16 protein-coding genes and 1 tRNA gene are annotated in these 16387 nt (G+C 70.7%); 3 read left to right on the top strand and 14 right to left on the bottom strand.

The window, feature by feature from the left end:
- Positions 1-112 precede the first annotated feature (112 nt).
- Positions 113-547 (bottom strand): hypothetical protein, encoded by a 435-nt coding sequence (locus ACOACQ_RS11610; RefSeq protein ID WP_378597674.1) that lies wholly within the window; start codon positions 545-547, stop codon positions 113-115.
- A 57-nt stretch (positions 548-604) separates the two neighbouring features.
- On the opposite strand from ACOACQ_RS11610, the gene ACOACQ_RS11605 reads away from it, so the two are divergent.
- Positions 605-940, top strand: a complete 336-nt coding sequence (locus ACOACQ_RS11605) for a YnfA family protein (protein WP_378597675.1) — start codon at positions 605-607, stop codon at positions 938-940.
- Here ACOACQ_RS11605 and ACOACQ_RS11600 read toward each other — a convergent pair.
- The gene (locus tag ACOACQ_RS11600; RefSeq protein ID WP_378597676.1) at positions 915-1319 is read right to left on the bottom strand and encodes a winged helix-turn-helix transcriptional regulator; all 405 of its coding nucleotides are present in this window, start codon (positions 1317-1319) and stop codon (positions 915-917) included. The genes ACOACQ_RS11605 and ACOACQ_RS11600 overlap by 26 nt on opposite strands.
- Before the next feature lie 97 nt (positions 1320-1416).
- Here ACOACQ_RS11600 and ACOACQ_RS11595 point away from each other — a divergent pair, with 97 nt between their 5' ends.
- Positions 1417-2292: an alcohol dehydrogenase catalytic domain-containing protein gene (locus ACOACQ_RS11595; RefSeq protein ID WP_378597677.1), complete on the top strand. Its 876-nt coding sequence runs from the start codon at positions 1417-1419 to the stop codon at positions 2290-2292.
- Here ACOACQ_RS11595 and ACOACQ_RS11590 read toward each other — a convergent pair.
- The 8 genes from ACOACQ_RS11590 to ACOACQ_RS11555 all read right to left on the bottom strand — a co-directional run bounded on the left by ACOACQ_RS11590 (position 2282) and on the right by ACOACQ_RS11555 (position 11223).
- Positions 2282-3283: a phosphotransferase gene (locus ACOACQ_RS11590; RefSeq protein ID WP_378597678.1), complete on the bottom strand. Its 1002-nt coding sequence runs from the start codon at positions 3281-3283 to the stop codon at positions 2282-2284. The two genes, ACOACQ_RS11595 and ACOACQ_RS11590, sit on opposite strands and share 11 nt — an antisense overlap.
- 68 nt (positions 3284-3351) lie before the next feature.
- On the bottom strand, positions 3352-5043 hold the full coding sequence (locus tag ACOACQ_RS11585) for an HlyD family efflux transporter periplasmic adaptor subunit (RefSeq protein WP_420288320.1): 1692 nt from the start codon (positions 5041-5043) through the stop codon (positions 3352-3354).
- Positions 5031-5864: a DUF5666 domain-containing protein gene (locus ACOACQ_RS11580; RefSeq protein ID WP_378597680.1), complete on the bottom strand. Its 834-nt coding sequence runs from the start codon at positions 5862-5864 to the stop codon at positions 5031-5033. The genes ACOACQ_RS11585 and ACOACQ_RS11580 overlap by 13 nt, the downstream gene beginning before the upstream one ends.
- A gap of 11 nt (positions 5865-5875) precedes the next feature.
- Positions 5876-7102, bottom strand: coding sequence for an ABC transporter permease (locus ACOACQ_RS11575; RefSeq protein ID WP_378597681.1), 1227 nt, complete (start codon positions 7100-7102; stop codon positions 5876-5878).
- A complete protein-coding gene (locus tag ACOACQ_RS11570; protein ID WP_378597682.1) occupies positions 7099-7809 on the bottom strand; it encodes an ABC transporter ATP-binding protein in 711 nt (236 codons plus the stop codon). Before ACOACQ_RS11570 ends, ACOACQ_RS11575 begins: the two co-directional genes overlap by 4 nt.
- On the bottom strand, positions 7806-9005 hold the full coding sequence (locus ACOACQ_RS11565; RefSeq protein WP_378597683.1) for an efflux RND transporter periplasmic adaptor subunit: 1200 nt from the start codon (positions 9003-9005) through the stop codon (positions 7806-7808). The genes ACOACQ_RS11570 and ACOACQ_RS11565 overlap by 4 nt, the downstream gene beginning before the upstream one ends.
- 35 nt (positions 9006-9040) lie before the next feature.
- Complete coding sequence (locus tag ACOACQ_RS11560; RefSeq protein WP_378597684.1) at positions 9041-10504, bottom strand: sensor histidine kinase; 1464 nt, start codon at positions 10502-10504, stop codon at positions 9041-9043.
- 2 nt (positions 10505-10506) lie between these two features.
- On the bottom strand, positions 10507-11223 hold the full coding sequence (locus ACOACQ_RS11555) for a response regulator transcription factor (protein WP_378597685.1): 717 nt from the start codon (positions 11221-11223) through the stop codon (positions 10507-10509).
- Positions 11224-11348: 125 nt separating this feature from the next.
- Here ACOACQ_RS11555 and ACOACQ_RS11550 point away from each other — a divergent pair, with 125 nt between their 5' ends.
- Positions 11349-11783, top strand: a complete 435-nt coding sequence (locus ACOACQ_RS11550; protein WP_378597686.1) for a hypothetical protein — start codon at positions 11349-11351, stop codon at positions 11781-11783.
- Between the two features lies 1 nt (position 11784).
- On the opposite strand, the gene ACOACQ_RS11545 is transcribed toward ACOACQ_RS11550, so the two are convergent.
- The 4 genes from ACOACQ_RS11545 to dnaG all read right to left on the bottom strand — a co-directional run bounded on the left by ACOACQ_RS11545 (position 11785) and on the right by dnaG (position 16264).
- Positions 11785-13536, bottom strand: coding sequence for a sulfatase (locus ACOACQ_RS11545; RefSeq protein ID WP_378597687.1), 1752 nt, complete (start codon positions 13534-13536; stop codon positions 11785-11787).
- A 163-nt stretch (positions 13537-13699) separates the two neighbouring features.
- A tRNA-Asn gene (locus ACOACQ_RS11540) sits at positions 13700-13775 on the bottom strand.
- An 81-nt stretch (positions 13776-13856) separates the two neighbouring features.
- On the bottom strand, positions 13857-14369 hold the full coding sequence (locus ACOACQ_RS11535; protein ID WP_378597688.1) for a hypothetical protein: 513 nt from the start codon (positions 14367-14369) through the stop codon (positions 13857-13859).
- Positions 14366-16264, bottom strand: coding sequence for a DNA primase (dnaG, locus tag ACOACQ_RS11530; RefSeq protein ID WP_378597689.1), 1899 nt, complete (start codon positions 16262-16264; stop codon positions 14366-14368). Before dnaG ends, ACOACQ_RS11535 begins: the two co-directional genes overlap by 4 nt.
- Positions 16265-16387 lie beyond the last annotated feature (123 nt).

The raw sequence follows: 16387 nt of genomic DNA, 5'->3' as shown, positions 1-16387 counted from the left end.
CACAAGTTCCCGGCGGCCAACGCCGCCGTAAAGTTCAGAACTGAGTGTCAACGATCAACCGACACTGATCTGTCACCCATCAACCGAAGCTGTTCAGCCCCACCGAAGCTCTTCAGCCCTGCAAAGCATTCAGTGGCTCCGGAACGTGATCCCTGCTCACACGTAGGCGCACCACTTCGCGAACTCCAAGGGCCAACGCGAACAGGGCGACGACCACGAGCACGAGCCCCGACGGCTTGGCAGCGGCCGACCCCTCCAGCAAAGGTCCGGATCCAAGGAGGGCCAACAGCAACCCCACCGCGAACAGCGGGGCGACGTGCGACTTGCGGGCTTCGCTCATCGGCGCACGCCACATCAGGACGACGTTGCGCACGATGCAATAGCTCAGCCAGACGGCAAGGAAGATCGAGAACGCCCAGTAACCCCATGACGAGTACTTCGCCTCCCGCCAGGTGGAAGCGCCAAACACCGCAGGCCCAAAGAACACGGCTTGGACGAACAACCACATCAAGTGCTTGCTGACGGCTGTCTCCCGCTTCCGTGCCACGCCCTGACCATAAGGCTCATCCTCACTCCACCGCAGGTTCTCTGGAACCATGGCGGCGTGAACACCCTGCGCTCGCTGGCCCTCTTCGCCGCAGCCGCGCTCGCCGAGATCGGCGGCGCCTGGCTGGTGTGGCAAGGCGTGCGGGAGCACAAGGGCTGGATCTGGATCGGCGCCGGCGTGATCGCCCTCGGCCTCTACGGATTCGTCGCCACGCTCCAGCCCGACGCCCATTTCGGCCGGATCCTGGCGGCCTACGGCGGGGTGTTCGTGGCCGGGTCGCTCGCCTGGGGCATGGCAATGGACGGCTTCCGGCCCGATCGGTACGACGTCGTGGGCGCCTTGATCTGCCTCGCCGGGGTCGCCGTGATCATGTACGCACCGCGCGGGGCGTAGCGTCACGCGCGTCGTACAAGGCACGGGCGTCGTCGACCTCTCCCATGTGCTCCTCGGCCCAGTCCTTGAGGTGCCGGATCGTCTCGATCAGCGACTGACCGAGCGGGGTGAGCTCGTAGTCGGTACGAACGGGGACCGACGGCGTGACGGTGCGGGTCAGCAGTCCGTCACGCTCCAGGTTGCGGAGCGTCTGGGTGAGCATCTTCTGGCTGACGCCAGCGATCCGGTTCGAGAGCTCGGTGTAGCGCAGCGGTCCCTGCAGCCCGAGAGCGACGATCACCAGGCTGGCCCACTTGTCACCGATCGTGTCCAGCAGCCGGCGGCTGGGGCAGTGCGCGCTGAACGCGTTGTACGAGTGTTCGGCCTGCTGGGTTGCCACGACGTACCTCCGGGTGCGGTGCCGACTTCAAAGTGCCTACTTCCCAACGGAGAGTAACTCTCCAACACTGGTGGCACAACCACACCAGGAGGAAATCATGAAGGCACTCATCGCCCAGCGCGGCTCGGATCGGCCGCAGTTCGCCGACCTCGTCCAACCCGACCTCGCCGAGAAGCAGGTCCGCGTCGCCGTGGCCGCCGCGGCGTTCGCCTACTTCGATGCGTTCGTGTCGACCCACCCGGTCGAGCTCGGTCTTCCGGATCAGGTGGGACTCGGATTCGACTTCAGCGGGACTGTGGTCGAGGTCGGCGCCGGAGTCGACGGACTTGCTGTCGGCGACCGGGTGGCAGGGCTCCATGCAGACATCACGGCGCCCGCCCGCGCCCACGCGGAGGAGGTCGTCGTGGCCGCCACGGCGGTGGCCGTCGTACCTGAGCAGCTCGACCTGGAGATCGCCGCGGCGGTGCCGCTGAGCGCCCTGACCGCGCGCCAGTCGCTCGACCTGCTCGGGCCAGAGCGCGGGAGCCTGCTGGTCACGGGTGCGGCGGGCGCCATCGGTGGGTGGTTGGTCGAGCTCGCGCGACGTGAGGGCTGGTCGGTGACGTCGCTGGTTCGCCCCGGCACCGAGGACCAGGTGGCGAACGGCGAGGTGATCACCGCGTTGGCAGGGACGTACGACGCCGTGCTCGATGCCGCGGCACTGCATGCCCCTGCACTCGCGCTGGTGCGCGACGGCGGCCGCTACGTGGGCTTCAAGCCGGGACAGTCGCCGACGCCGGAACGTGGCGTCACGGTCAGTACGGTGCAGGTCGTACCCAACGGGCGCGCCCTCGCAGAACTGCTGCCGCTCGCCGCCGTCGGCGCCGTCCAGACCCGGATCGCTGGACGCTCCCACCTGTCCGACGCCGGAGACGCCTATGACAGGGCCGCATCCGGCACCGGATCGAAGGGCCGCTGGCTCCTCATCCCCTGACCCCCGCACGCGGAGTCGTCCCGACCGGCGCGGCCTCCAGCAGAGTCCCCAGCCACGCAGCCGGCGCCGATCCCCAGACCGCTCGCTGGTCGGCGGTCATCGTCGCCACGCACCGCCGCCAGGACTCGACGCGCGCGAGCCGCGCCAGCTGGAGCGCGGAGGGCAGCGCCGCCCGCAGCGCGGCGACCGGGACGACGTCACTCCACACCTCGAGCGCCGCGTCGGCAATCCGCCAGAGCCGTGGGTCGTCGGGTGGGGCACGGAGCTCGTCGCGCGCGGTGTCGAGGGGCACCAGCAGGTTGCCGAGGGGCTCGCTCAGCACCGCGTCGCCGAAGTCGAAGAACCGCGTCGCGCCATCGGCCAGGACCACGTTCGAATGGTGCAGGTCGTTGTGGACGAGCGTGAACGGCAGGTCCACCTCCTCGACCAGGTCCGCCCAGCGTTCGACCGAGGGCAACAGGGCCTGGAGCCGCGCCGCCATGGCGGGTTCGAGCCTGCGGGGGTCACCGGCGTCGAGCGCGGCCAGGCGACCCACCGCGTTGGCGACGTACGTCGTCGCGTCCGCCGGGGCGAGCACGGTGAGGCCCCATCCGCCGGCCCTCGCGATCGCACGACGCTGCAGGGCGGCCGCGTCAGCGACCACGCGACACCACAGGTCCACGTCGGCCGTGTGCCCCTGGTCGCGCCAGGTCGAGCCGAGGTCAGCGGTCAACAGGAGGTCGCGGTCGGGGTCGACGGCGAGCACCGGGGCGACGTACTCGGGAGCGACCTCCGCGAGGCCCTGGACGATCCTCGCCTCATGGGCCTGGCCCGGACAGTTCTGCTTCGCGTACGACGTCGTGCCGCCTGCCGTGACGCGCCACACCGCTGACCAGGGCTGGTCGGCCAGGCGCTCGATGCGGTCGGGAACGCCCACGGCAGGACCGACGAACGAGCACAGCTCGGCAAGGAACTCGTCGGTTCCCCACACGGCGCTCGTCCACGTGCTCACCAGCGCAGCGTGACCCAGACTGCGGCCGGATGCCAGCGGTTTGCGATCCATGGTGCCGCAGGCGTGGTTCAACGGCCGGGCACGACTCCTCTCGGCGGCCCGCCGCCCGAGAACCCGCCCGGACCGCCGAACTCGATCCGGTCACCACCCTGGTCCTCGTTGTCGGCCGACGGGAGGTCGGCGCCGAGGTCCGCCAGCACGACCTCCTCGCCGGCATCGAGCCCGTCGACGACCTCGACCTCGGTGCTGCCGACGATGCCCGTGGTGACGCGGGTGCGCCGCGCCTGGCCTGCGTCGAGCACGGTCACGGCGCCGTCGACGACGGCCGAGGCCGGCACGGTGACGACGTCGTCGGCGCTGCCCACCACCACGGCCACTGCGGCACGAATGCCGTCTGGCAGCGAGAGGTCACGCTCATCGAGAGTCACCTCGACGGAGTACGTCGGGTCCTCCCCTGAATCCGAACTGGCCGGGACGTTCTCGACCCGGCTGATCGAACCCTTCAGCGACGCGCTGGCGCCGGCCGGCGTGACGTCGACCTCGGCGCCGGCCTTCAGCTGGGCGGCCTGGGTGGCGGTGACCTCGAGGGACACCGTGGTCAGGCCGGGCGCGACGAGGATCGCGACGGTGTCGCCGCTCGAGACCGATCCGCCGGGCGCGACCGCGAGGGACAACACCGTGCCGTCAGCGGGTGCACGGACCACGGCTGCACGGAGGCTCGCCTGCGCCGAGGCCAGGTCGGCTGCCGATCGGTCGATCGACGCCTGGTCCTGCGCCAGGGTCGCGGCCGTCACGGTTCGGGCGGCCTGGCCGTCCGGCGAGCCGGTGGTGTCCCCGGCACCGGGAGCAGCAGCGCCCGTGTCGGCCTTGTCGTCGCCACTGTCGTCGCCACTGTCATCGGCAGTGTCATCGGCGCCGTCCTGGTCGGGCTCCTCCACCGTCCCGAGAGCGGCCGTCAACGTCGCGCCGAGGGTCTCGAGCGCGGTCTGGAGCACGGCCTGCGCGGACGCGGTCGCGGCCTGCGCCGACTGCACCGCCGCCAGAGACGCCTGGCATTCATCGCTGACTCCGCTCGACGTACCCGGGTCCTCGGACGCGTCGTCGCTCGCATCCTCCGTCGGCGTGCCCGTCGGTTCGGCGGGCGTGTCGCTCGCCGCGCACGCCTGCTGCTGCGTGGTCAGCGCCTCGGCGCCCGTCGCGAGGGCAGCGCTCGCTGACTTCTGGGCGGCGATCACCGCGTCCTGCTGGGCGGCCAACCGGGCGAGCAGGGCGGCGTTCCCGGGGCTGCCCGAACCGGTGTCCTTCGTCGGCTCTGCTGACGACCTGGCTGCCGGAGTCGGTACCGAGGACGTGTCGGTGGTGGACGTCGCCGCCGTCGACACCGCGGAAGCCTGCGCGTCACGGTCCTCGGCAAGCTGTGCCTTCGCCTTTGCGAGATCGGACTTCGCCCGATCGACCGCTGCCCGGAGTGCCGCCCGGTCGAGCACAGCGATGACGTCGCCCTTGTCGACCGGGTCGCCCTGCGCGACCGGCACCCTGGCGACGGTTCCGTTCGCGCCGAAGGCCAGGTCGGACCGGCCACTCGACTCGATCACCCCGGCCAGGCTGAGCACCTGGTCGACGTCGCCGACGCTGGCCGCGACGGTGCGGTACTGCGGCGCTTCGTCGGCCACGGCGCCGTACGCAGCAATTCCTGTGCCCGCCAGGGCCAGCGCTGCCAGCGGCAGCGCCACGCGGCGGGCCCGGATCAGCGCCCGCACTGGTCGTTCACCGCGTCACTGACCTGGATCGTCCTGGCGGTCACCGCACCGGCGTCGTCGGCGTCACCGTCCACGCGGACGCAGCGCCCCACCGTCAGTGCTGTCGCGTCCGCGTCGACCTGCTTCGTGTACGTCGTGTCGCTCCCGACCGTCACCGTCACATCACCGTCGTTCCCCTTGACGACGAATCCTGTGGCGGTCACCGACGTCACCTCACCGCTGGCTCCGAATCCGCCCATCCGGGCTCCGTCCGGCATGCCCGAGGGACGGTCGGTCGGCAGGTCACTCGGCAGGTCCGTCGGTCGCTCGCCGCCGCCCGGTCTGCTGCCGAACATCCCGCCCGCTGTGCAGCCGTCGTCACCCGCGGCCACGACCGCGACAGTCGCGGCGTCGACCTCGGTCGGCGCAGCGGTCTCCGTCGCCGACGCGTCTCCCGTCCCGGCACTTCGTACGACGACACACACGCCGGCCTCGACGTCGGCCAACGTGCCCGCCGCCTGGTCGGTGACCGTCGTTGCGTCGGTGACCGTGACAGCGACCTGGCCAGCCATCTGGCTGCGCACCTGGAGGGTGTCGCCGCTCACGGCCGCGATCTCGCCGGACGTTCCGGGCATCCCGCCAGGTCCTCCAGCGGGTGCCCCTGCAGGGGCACCGGACGTCACGGCGGCCGCCGGATCGGTGGCGTCGTCGCTGCCGCAGCCGGCGAGCAGGGCGGCCAGGGCGACGCCCGTCGCCATCACGCCGATCGGGCGCAGCGGGAGGGCCGGGGAGCTCAGGGACATGGGAGTCGCTTTCTTCTGCGGGTATCGGGGGTCAGCCATGGGAGTCACGTTCACTCGCTGCGGAGTGCGTCGATGGGGGTGAGCCGTGCGGCCCGTGTCGCCGGGTAGACGCCGAAGCCGACACCCAGGGCCAGCGCGGTGGCGAGGGCCGCGATCGTCGCGACCGCGGAGATCGCCACGGCCTGGTCGATGAACCGCGGCAGCACCTGGGCGCCGACGACACCGATCAGGACGCCGACGACGCCACCGGTCAGTCCGAGCAGGGACGCCTCGACCAGGAACTGGCGCCGGATCACGCGCGGGGCCGCACCCAGCGCCTTGCGCAGCCCGATCTCGCGCACCCGTTCGGTGACCGAGACCAGCATGATGTTCATGACGCCGATCCCGCCGACGAGCAGCGAGATGCCGGCCACGCCACCGAGCAGCACCGTGAACGTCCGGTTGGTCTCGTTCGCCGTCTCCACCAGCGACGCCTGGGTGGCGATGGAGAAGTCCGCGTCCGCGGTCGTCACGCCGTGCCGGTTGGCCAGCAGGGCCTGCACTTCCTGGTAGGCCGCCGACAGCACGTCTTCGTTGGTCGCCTCGACATAGATGGTCGACACCGTGTCGGCCGTGCTGCCGGTCAGTCGGCTGGAGGTCGACACCGGGACCACCGCGAGGTCGTCCTCGCTGCTTCCGCTGGCCGACGCACCGGACGAGGTGAGCACTCCAATCACGGTCAGCCGGGTGCCGTTGACCGTGACCTGCTGACCGACCGGGCTCCGCCGCCCGAAGAGCTCCGATGCCGTGTCCGGCCCGAGTACGACGACAGCGGCGCCCTGTTCGGCTTCGGCAGCCGTGAAGAACCGCCCCGCCGAGAGCTCCCTGCTGCGTACCCGGGGCCAGGCCGTCGACGTACCGACCAGCGAGGTCGTCCAGTTGGTGGTGCCGTTGACCAGCGCGACGGAGCTCGTGGTCGCCGGCGCCACCGCAGCTGCATCGGGTACGACGTCGGGATCGGCGATCGCCGTGGCGTCAGCGAACGTGAGCGTCGAGGCCGAGCCGAAGCCGCCGCGCATGCCGGAGCTGCTGGTGCTGCTGCCCGGGGACACGATGAGGAGGTTGGACCCGAGCGCATCGATCTGGTCCTCGACCTCGCGTTGCGCACCCTGCCCCAGGCCGACGGTGAGGATCACCGACGAGATGCCGATGACGATGCCGAGGACGGTGAGGGCCGAGCGCAGCCGGTGCGCCCGGATCGCGGCCAGGCCGGACCGAACGGTCTCCCACCAGCTCATCGGAGTCCCACTCCACGGACCGTCGACATCGCGCGGTCGCTGGTGATCAGTCCGTCGTCGATGACCAGGTTGCGACCGGCACGAGCCGCGACATCCGGCTCGTGGGTGATCAGCACGATCGTGCGGCCCGCGTCGTGGAGCTCGTCGAACAGCGCGAGCACGTCCCGGGAGGAGGCGGAGTCGAGGTTGCCGGTCGGCTCGTCGGCGAGCAGCAGGTCGGGTTCGGTGACGAGGGCCCGCGCAACGGCAACCCGTTGCTGCTGTCCGCCCGACAGCTCGCCGGGTCGGTTGGCCAGCCGGTCGGCGAGTCCGACCCGGGCCAGCGCGGCCTCCGCGCGCTCGCGTCGTTCGGCACGCGAAACGCCTGCGTAGATCAGCGGGAGCTCCACGTTGCGCCACGCCGGCATCGACGCGAGCAGGTGGAACTGCTGGAACACGAAGCCGATCCGTCGATTGCGGATCGCGGCCAGGGCCGCCTCGTCGAGCTGCGACGTGTCGTCACCGGCCAGCACGTAGTGGCCCTCCGTCGGCACGTCGAGGCAGCCGAGGATGTTCATCAGCGTCGACTTCCCGGAGCCGGACGGACCGATGACGGCGACGTACTCCCCCGTCTGGACGGCGATGTCGATGCCCCGCAGCGCCTCGAACTCGACCGATCCCGATCGATAGGTCTTGCGCACGCCGTCGAGCGCGATCAGCGCACTCACTGGGCGCCGCCCGGGCCCTGGATGAAGCCGCCGGGCGGCAGCTGGCCGCCCTGCTCGATCCGCTCGCGCATCATGTCCTGCATCTCCTGGTTCCCACCGCCACCGCCCGGCCCGGCGAAGCCGGGAACCACGACGACGTCGCCGGCGACGAGCCCGGAGACGACCTCGGTCGCCATGCCGTTCGTCTCACCGATCTCGATCTCGGTCCGCGTGGAGGCGCCGGTCGCCGCGTCGGTGACCTTGTCGACGTACGTCGTGTCGCCGTCGTTCTGCACGGCCCGGCTGTCCACGCTCAGGACGTCGGCGCGCTGGCTGACGATGATCGCGAGGTCGGCCGACGTACCAGCGAACAGGTCGTCGCGCTCGTCAGTGATCGCGATGGTCACCGGGAAGACCGCGGCACCGTTCGAATCGGTCTCCGCCACGAGGCCCACCTCCTGCACGGTGCCGTAGACCGTGCCGTCGATGCCGCTGACCGTCACCTCGGCCTGGAGGCCCTGGGTGACCTTCTCGACGTCGCCGCTCGCCACCGACGCCTCGACCACGAAGCGACCGGTCGAGACCACGGTGATGGTGCCCGTGGATGTGCCCGTGGAGGTGTCGGTCGACGTGTCGGCGTTGCCACCGGCACCGCCCGTGCCGACCGTGTCGTCGACCTCGAGGCCGACGGCCGTCACGGTGCCCGCCGTCGTCGAGCGCAGGACCGCATCGTCGACGGCCTCCTCGGCCTGGGCCAGGCTCGACTCGGCTGCCACCACGGCAGCCTCGTCAGCCGCCGTCTGCTCGACGGAGGAACCGTCGGAGAGATGCTCGGACTGTGCCGCCTGCGCGGCGTCGAGAGAACTCTGGGCAGCCGCGAGCTCGGCCCGCAGGACGGTGTCGTCGATCGCGGCCAGCTTCTGCCCCTTGCGGACCTTGTCCCCCGGCTGGACGAAGACGTCCGTGACGGTCCCGCTGACGGGGAACGCGAGATCGGCGGTCGTCGCAGCGGCCACCGTCCCGCTGGCGGTGACGGTCTCCTTGAACGTCTGCGTCGCCACTGTCGCCGTGGTCGACGCCGCCGCTGCCGGCGCATCGTCGCGCAGGAGCAGCCAGGCTCCTGCCGCGCCCGAGAGCAGGACCAGGGCGACGAGGACGAGCACGAGTCGGCGGGGGCGGCGCCACGGTGGGCGCACGTGCTGGAGCAGTCGTTTCACGAGCCCGACCCTGTCGGGCCGGTCTGTGCGATCCGTCAGGTGCGACTGTGGGGAGCCTGTGAGCCGATCACGACCGTGATGCGGGTGTCACCGGGTGCACTGGACAGGGCGACGCTCCCCCCGTGCGCGGCCACGATCGCCTGCACGAGCGCCAGTCCGAGGCCGATGCCGTCGGAACGGTGCCGCGACGCGTCCCCCCGCGTGAAGCGTTCGAACGCCGTGGCGGCGAGGTCGGGCGGAAAGCCCGGACCGTCGTCGTGCACGTCGAACCCTTCCGGTCGTGCGGTCACGGTGACCGTCGTCCCTGGCGGGGTGTACTTGCGGGCGTTCGCGAGCAGGTTGGTCACGACCTGGTGCAACCGGTGTCCGTCGCCGGTCACCTCGATCGGCTCTCCGTCGTCCGGGAGCACGATCCTCCAGCGGTGATCGGGCGCGACCACACGAGCGTCGTCGACGGCCTCGAGGAGCAGGCGGGTCAGGTCGACCGGGTCGGACGCCAGGGGGCGGCCGGCGTCGAGGCGGGCGAGCAGCAGCAGGTCCTCGACCAGCGCGGTCATCCGGCCCGCCTCCTCCTCGACCTTCCCCAGCGCCATCGTCGAGGTCTCCGCGTCGCCGCGGCGACGGGCCAGCTCGGTGTACCCGGCGATCGTGGTCAGCGGGGTCCGCAGCTCGTGCGATGCGTCCGCGACGAACTGGCGGACCTGTTGTTCACTGCGATGCCGCGCGGAGAGCGACGACTCGACGTGGGCGAGCAACTGGTTGAGGGCTGCCCCCACCTGGCCGGCTTCGGTGCGGACGTCGGTGAGGTGCTCGGGCACCCGCTCGGTGATCCCGATGTCGCCCGAGTCGAGCGGCAGCTCCGCGACGGCGTGCGCCGTGGCGGCCACCTCGCGCAACGGGCGCAGCTGACGTCGTACGACGGCAGAACCGGCGAGGGCGGCGGCGAGGATGCCGAGCAGGGTGAGCACGAGCTCCCACCGCACCAGGGACATCGTCGCCTCGTCCACGTCGTCGGTGGGCAGGCCGACCACGACCGTCGTGCCGTCGCCGTCCCTCGCGGCATGCACCCGGTAGCGACCGACACCGGGCACGTCGACCGTCCGCGGTCCCCCGCTCGTCGCTTCCTCGAGGGCGTCCAGGGCGTCGTCGTCGAGAGCCACCACGCTCACCCGCCCACCCGCGCGATCCAGGGTCACGGAGCCCGACTGGTCACCTGCCGCCGTGAAGGTGGCGGCCACCAGGTCGACTTCACGGAACCCGCCACCAGGGCCCGGGACACCCCCGACCGGTCCCGGTGGCGGGAAGTTGTCCTGCACCCGGCTGACCCGCATCAGCGCAGCACGCACGTCGCCGTCCAGGCGGTCGGTCTGCCAGGCCCGCATGCCGAGGGTGGTGACGGTTCCGATCAGCAGCGAGACCACGGCCACCAGCGCAACCGCCGTGACGACGAGCCGCGACGTGAGCGAGCGCGGCAGCGGCAGCGGCAGTCGAGGGGGCACGGTCAGGCCGCCGGCTTCAGGACGTAGCCGGCACCACGCATGGTGTGGATCATCGGTTCGCGACCGGCGTCGATCTTCTTGCGCAGGTACGAGATGTAGAGCTCGACGACGTTGGCCTGACCGCCGAAGTCGTAGTTCCAGACGCGATCGAGGATCTGCGCCTTGCTCAGCACCCGGCGCGGGTTGCGCATCAGGTAGCGCAGCAGCTCGAACTCGGTCGCCGTCAGAGCGATCTGTTCACCGCCGCGGGTGACCTCGCGGCTGTCCTCGTCCATCAGCAGGTCGCCGACGACCAGCGTCGATCGGTCCTGTTCGACGGCCGCACCGGCCCGTCGGACCAGCGCGCGCAGGCGCGCCACCAGCTCCTCGAGCGAGAACGGCTTGGTGACGTAGTCGTCGCCGCCGGCGGTCAGCCCCGCCACACGGTCCTCGACGGCGTCGCGCGCGGTCAGGAACAGCACCGGCACCGACGGGTCGTCCGCCCGGATCCGGCGCAGCACCTCCATGCCGTCGAAGTCCGGCAGCATCATGTCGAGCACGACGACGTCGGGGCTATGTCCACGCACGGCCGCCACGGCCTCGCCACCGGTGTGCGCGGTCTCGACGGCCCAGCCCTCGTACCGCAACGCCATCGCCACGAGCTCGGCGATGTTGATCTCGTCATCGACGACCAGGGCACGCAGCGGGGTGCCGTCGGGGCGGGTGGCGGTCTCGGTCATGGCACCAGACTGTGCCACCAGCCTGTGTCTTTCCTGTGAGGGTCTTGTGCGATCCGCAAGGATTGCATCGCTCCCTCATCGGGCGGTCACAGTCGGCGCACAGCAGCGACGCCCACGGTGAGTGCATGGACAACGACAACACGCCCGGCCAGCCGGACCCGACGCCCGATCCCGCACCGATCGCACCACCCCCGGAACCGTCGGCACCCCTGGCTCCCCCGGCACCGGCGGCACCGGCGGCGCCCCCGAAAGTGCGCTGGCGAGATCGCGCGTTCCAGTTCCGGGCGGTGCTCGCCGTCGCCCTCGCGTCGGTCATCCTCGGCGCCGGAGCCGGGGTGCTCGGCTCGCTCGCCTTCGGCCACGACCAGGACGGCCCCGACCGCCAGGAACGGATCGAACGTCCGGGCCGCGGCGACTTCCCCGGCCCTGGTGGCCCGGGTGGCCCGGGTGGCGGCCAGATCATGCCGCAGCCCGGGACCGACCAGCTGCCGCCGGGCACCGCGCCCCAGCAGGACGAGGGCGAACCGTCCTCCCAGGACGACGCCACGTCATCGAGCTGAGCTACTCCCAGCCGTAGGCGGCGAGGATCTCGTCCCAGTACGTCGTGGTGTTCGCGGCGTTCTTCCGCGGGTCGGCCGCCAGGAGCGGCGCCAGGTCCGGCGCGCAGGCCCTCCCTCGGCAGTCCTTGATGCGCGGCCACAGCTCATCCAGAGCGGCCTGCACCTCGGCGTACTCGGGATCGCCGGCGACATTTCGGTCCTCGCGCGGGTCATCGACGAGGTCGTAGAGCTCGGTGTTCCCGTCGTTGTAGCGTGTGTAGGAGTACCGACTGACCCGGATGCCGATCGTGCTGCGCAGGTCGGTGAAGGCCGGGTCGTGGCCGCGGGAGGTGAAGACCGCCTCGGTCACGACGGGAGCCGTCCAGCCCTGGTCACCCTTCACCAGCGTCCGGACCCGACTCACGCCGTCCGGCCGGTGCGGGGGCCTCGCGTCCGCCAGGTCGAGGATCGTCGCGGTCAGGTCCACCGTCGAGATCGGGTCGTACCGCTTCTGCTTGGTGCGGAGCCCGGGACCGGTGACCAGCATCGGAACCCGCAGGGACGGCTCGTGGGCGCGCACCTTGGTCATGCCGAGACCGTGCTCGCCGAGGATCAACCCGTTGTCAGAGGTGAAGGCGAAGACGGTGTTCTCCCACTCACCGGACCGCTGGAGCTCGGCCACCAGGCGAGCGATGTTGCGGTCCATCACGTAGACGGCCTCCGCGCGGCGCCGCGTGGCGAACCGGAGGGCGTCCTTCGCCTCGTCGCCCAACGGCTGGATCCGCTGGCGGAGGGCGGGCGGCTTGTCGCTGAAGTCCGTCTCGATCTGCTCACCGGTGGCCGCGACGCCCGACGCCCGGTCGATCCGGTCGTCGAACTTGCCGCGCACCCAGTCCGGGACACCGGGCGTCACGACGTTGACCTCGTGACCGTCCTCGTCGCGCACGTCCTTCGGCTCGTCGGCCGCGTTCGGTCCACCGTGATGCGGGGCGACGTAGTTGACGTAGAAGAAGAACGGGTCCTTCTTCCTGGCGAACTTGCGGGCCATGTCGACGGACATGTCGCCGATGACGTCGCTCTGGTAGACGCCGCGGTAGTCGTTGTCGATCGTGCCGTTCACGTTGAACGGGGTGTCCATGTAGTCGTAGGTCTGGCCGTGCACCTCGGAGTCGGCCGGCGGTTCGACCGCCGCACGCCAGTCGTCCCAGCCGTTGGGGACGTACGTGAGCGACGGCTCGCCGGTCACCTTCGAGCTGGCGAGCCCGTAGCGGTTGAGGTACTTGCCCAGGTACCCCGTGCGGTACCCGGCGGCCTTCAGCGAGGTGGCGATCGTCCTCGAGTCGTCGAAGGCGCCGTACCCGTACGGCGGGTCGTGCCAGTAGACCTTGTGGTTGTGCGCGTACTGCCCCGTCAGGAAGGACGCGCGACTCGGGCAGCACAGTGGGAACGGCGCGAACGAGTTCTCGAAGGTGACGCCGTGGTCGGCGATCAGCTTGCGCAGGTTGGGGGCGAACGCCAGGTCATCGACCCGCATGTCGTCGGCCATGACCAGCACGACATTCGGCTGACGAGGAAGCTTCGCGGGGAGAGCGGACCCCTCGGCAACCGCGGCCGTGGCCACCGGCCCCTCCACGACGGGCTCGGCGGCCCGGTCCTTGCGGGCACCGTTGCCCGGGGAGTGAGTGAGCGCCACGACCACGAGGCTGCCGACGAGCGCAACAGCGAGAGCGACGCCGACGACCCTGATCCACGCCTTCACGATCGACGTCTCCACGCGCGCGCACTCCCTGGTTCCGCGCCTCCGAGACGCACTCCGACTGAATCTGCACTAACTTTATCATCTTTGTGGATGACGTCAGTATCAGCCATCAGCAGGCGTGTCATACCGCGACCGCAGGACGACGAAACCCGCCGACACCACGTGCCGACGGGTTCCCTGGCTCCCCCGATTGGACTCGAACCAATAACCCTGCGATTAACAGTCGCATGCTCTGCCAGTTGAGCTACGGGGGATCACATCTGCGCGCACCCCAAGGTGCTGTGCAGCGGGGAAACACTAGCAAGCCCCTGCCCGCGCCAGAAATCGAGACCGCGTCAGTGGCCCACGTCGCTGCGCGCAGCGGCCAGGGCCTCCTGTACGACGGCGTCCACCCGCGGGTCGGACGGGTCCAGCCCTTCGTCGTACTCGACGAACCAGGCCAGGTCCCCACGGGCGCCAGGAGCCCGGCGAGCGAGGACCCGGACCGACTTGCGACCCTCGACCGGGACGTGGCGCTGGACGGCGATGCTCGCCGTGACCCGCTCCCGCACGAGCTGGAGGAGCCGCCCGGCGTCGTCCAGTCGTACGACGTGCACGGGACTCGGTTGACCGAACCGGCCCACCTCCACCACGCGCAGGGTCGACTCCTGCTGGTCCCAGTCGGCGCTCGCGACCTGTTCCCAGGGCAACCGCCCGGGCAGGTAGAGGGCGTCGCGGGTGCCACCGACGGCTGTCGGCCCGCCGGGCAACGGATGGGGCACCGCAGCCCAGGCCAGCAGCCGCTCCCCCGCACCGACCTCGATCGAGGGCCGGTGCGACCGCAACGGCGGCAGGGGCGGGAACCTCACGCGCCGGCGCTCACGATCTTCTCGCGCAGCATCCGGCGGTGCTGCTCGAGGGCCGCCAGCTCGCCGAACATCTTGTTGTACTCGGCCGCCTGGTCCACCGGGTTCGTGCGCTGGAGGCGGCTCTTGACCTCATCGATGCGGCGCAGCGCGGTGAGCTCCTGCAACCGGTGCACGTGGTGGGCGACGTAGCCCGCATCGACCTCACGGGTCGCGGGAATCGGCTCCACAGCGAGCGCACTCACGGCCGACGACACCGCCGGGTCGACGGTTGCCTCGCGGATGTGCGTCACCCATGCCGGATCGCCCTGTCCAGCGACGGTGCCACCGGCACCGGCGATGAGCTCCCACACCGCGCGGTACGTCGGGTGGCTGAAGTCGTTGGCGCCGATGTCGGCCGTCGTACGACCGATCGCGATCGGGTGCTGCAGCACCAGCTTGAGGGTCTCCCGCTCGATGTTGAACCGGGGGTCGCGAAGGTCCGGGTACGCGGCGCGGGGCGGCGGTGTCGGCTCGGGCGTCGGCTGGACACCGCTGCGTTCGCGGGGCGCGGTGGGCTCGGGCCCGCGGGCGGCGGCACGACGCACTTCGGCCAGGACCCGGTTGGTGTCGACCTCGGACCCGATCATCCGCGACACCTCCTGCGCGAACGCGGTGACCTTCGACTGGTCCCGGACGGAGGCCACCAGCTTGGCGGCTGCGCGGACGGCGTCGACCCGGCCGTCTGCGCGGTCCAGGTCGTAGCGGCTGACGACGTTCTCGAGGACGAAGCGGTACAGCGGGCGGCGCGTCGCGATCAGCTCGCGGACGGCGGCATCACCGTGCTTGATCCGGAGGTCACAGGGATCCATGCCCTCGGGCGCCACCGCGACGTACGTCTGGGACACGAAGCGCTGGTCACCGGCGAACGTCTTCAGCGCGGCCTTCTGGCCGGCCTCGTCCCCGTCGAACGTGAACACGACCTCGCTGCGGAACTGCTCGTGGTCATCGAGGAAGCGGCGCAGGACGCGGGCGTGGTCGTCACCGAACGCCGTGCCGCAGGTGGCGACGGCGGTGCCGACGCCGGCGAGGTGGCAGGCCATCACGTCGGTGTAGCCCTCGACGATCACGGCCTGGGACGTGCGGGCGATCTCGCGACGGGCGAGGTCGATGCCGTAGAGCACGTGGCTCTTCTTGTAGATCGCCGTCTCGCCGGTGTTGAGGTACTTCGCCTCGATCCGGTCGTCCTCGAAGATCCGGCGAGCACCGAAGCCGATGGTGTCGCCGGTCGATTCGCGGATGGGCCACAACAACCGGCCGCGGAACTTGTCGTAGAGCGAGCGCCCCATCGCGACCAGCCCTGCGGCGATCACCTCCTCGGCGGTGAACTTGCGCCCGCTGAGGTGTCGCCACAACGCCTCGCCGTCACGCGGCGCGAAGCCGACGCCGAAGGTGAGGGCCGAGGCCTGGTCGAAGCCACGCTGGTCCAGGAACTGACGAGCAGCGATCGCTTCCGGGGTGGCGAGCTGCTCGGCGTAGAACTCCGCGGCCACGGCATGGGCCTCGATCAGGCGACGACGCTGCGGTCCCTTGGGCCGGTCATCGGTTCCCGAGTCGTCGCGGCGGAGCTGGACGCCGTACTTGTCCGCCATCCGCTCGACGGCCTCGCTGAAGCTGAGGCCGTCGATCTTCATCAGGAACGTGAAGACGTCGCCTCCCTCCTGGCAGCCGAAGCAGTGGAAGAAGTTCCGGCTGGGCGTGACGTGGAAGGACGGGGACTTCTCGTCGTGGAACGGACACAGTCCCTTCTGCGACCCGCCGCCCGCGTTGCGCAGGGTGACGTAGGAGGACACCACTTCGTCGATCCGCGCCCGTTCACGGACCGCGGCGATGTCCTCGTCACGGATCCGTCCCACCATGGGGCGATCCTACTGACGGGCGGTGGAGCCCGTGACGTCCATCCACAGGTACGTCCCCCGGACCAGTGAAGGTTCGGCTATTCTCCCGAGCGTGACCTCGGTCGCACATTGCTCGTTGTCCCT

The sequence above is a fragment of the Nocardioides sp. CPCC 206347 genome (assembly GCF_048654605.1).
Classification (GTDB): Bacteria; Actinomycetota; Actinomycetes; order Propionibacteriales; family Nocardioidaceae; genus Nocardioides.
Note: the sequence above shows the minus strand (reverse complement) of the source record. Positions and strands in the feature narration are given on the sequence as shown.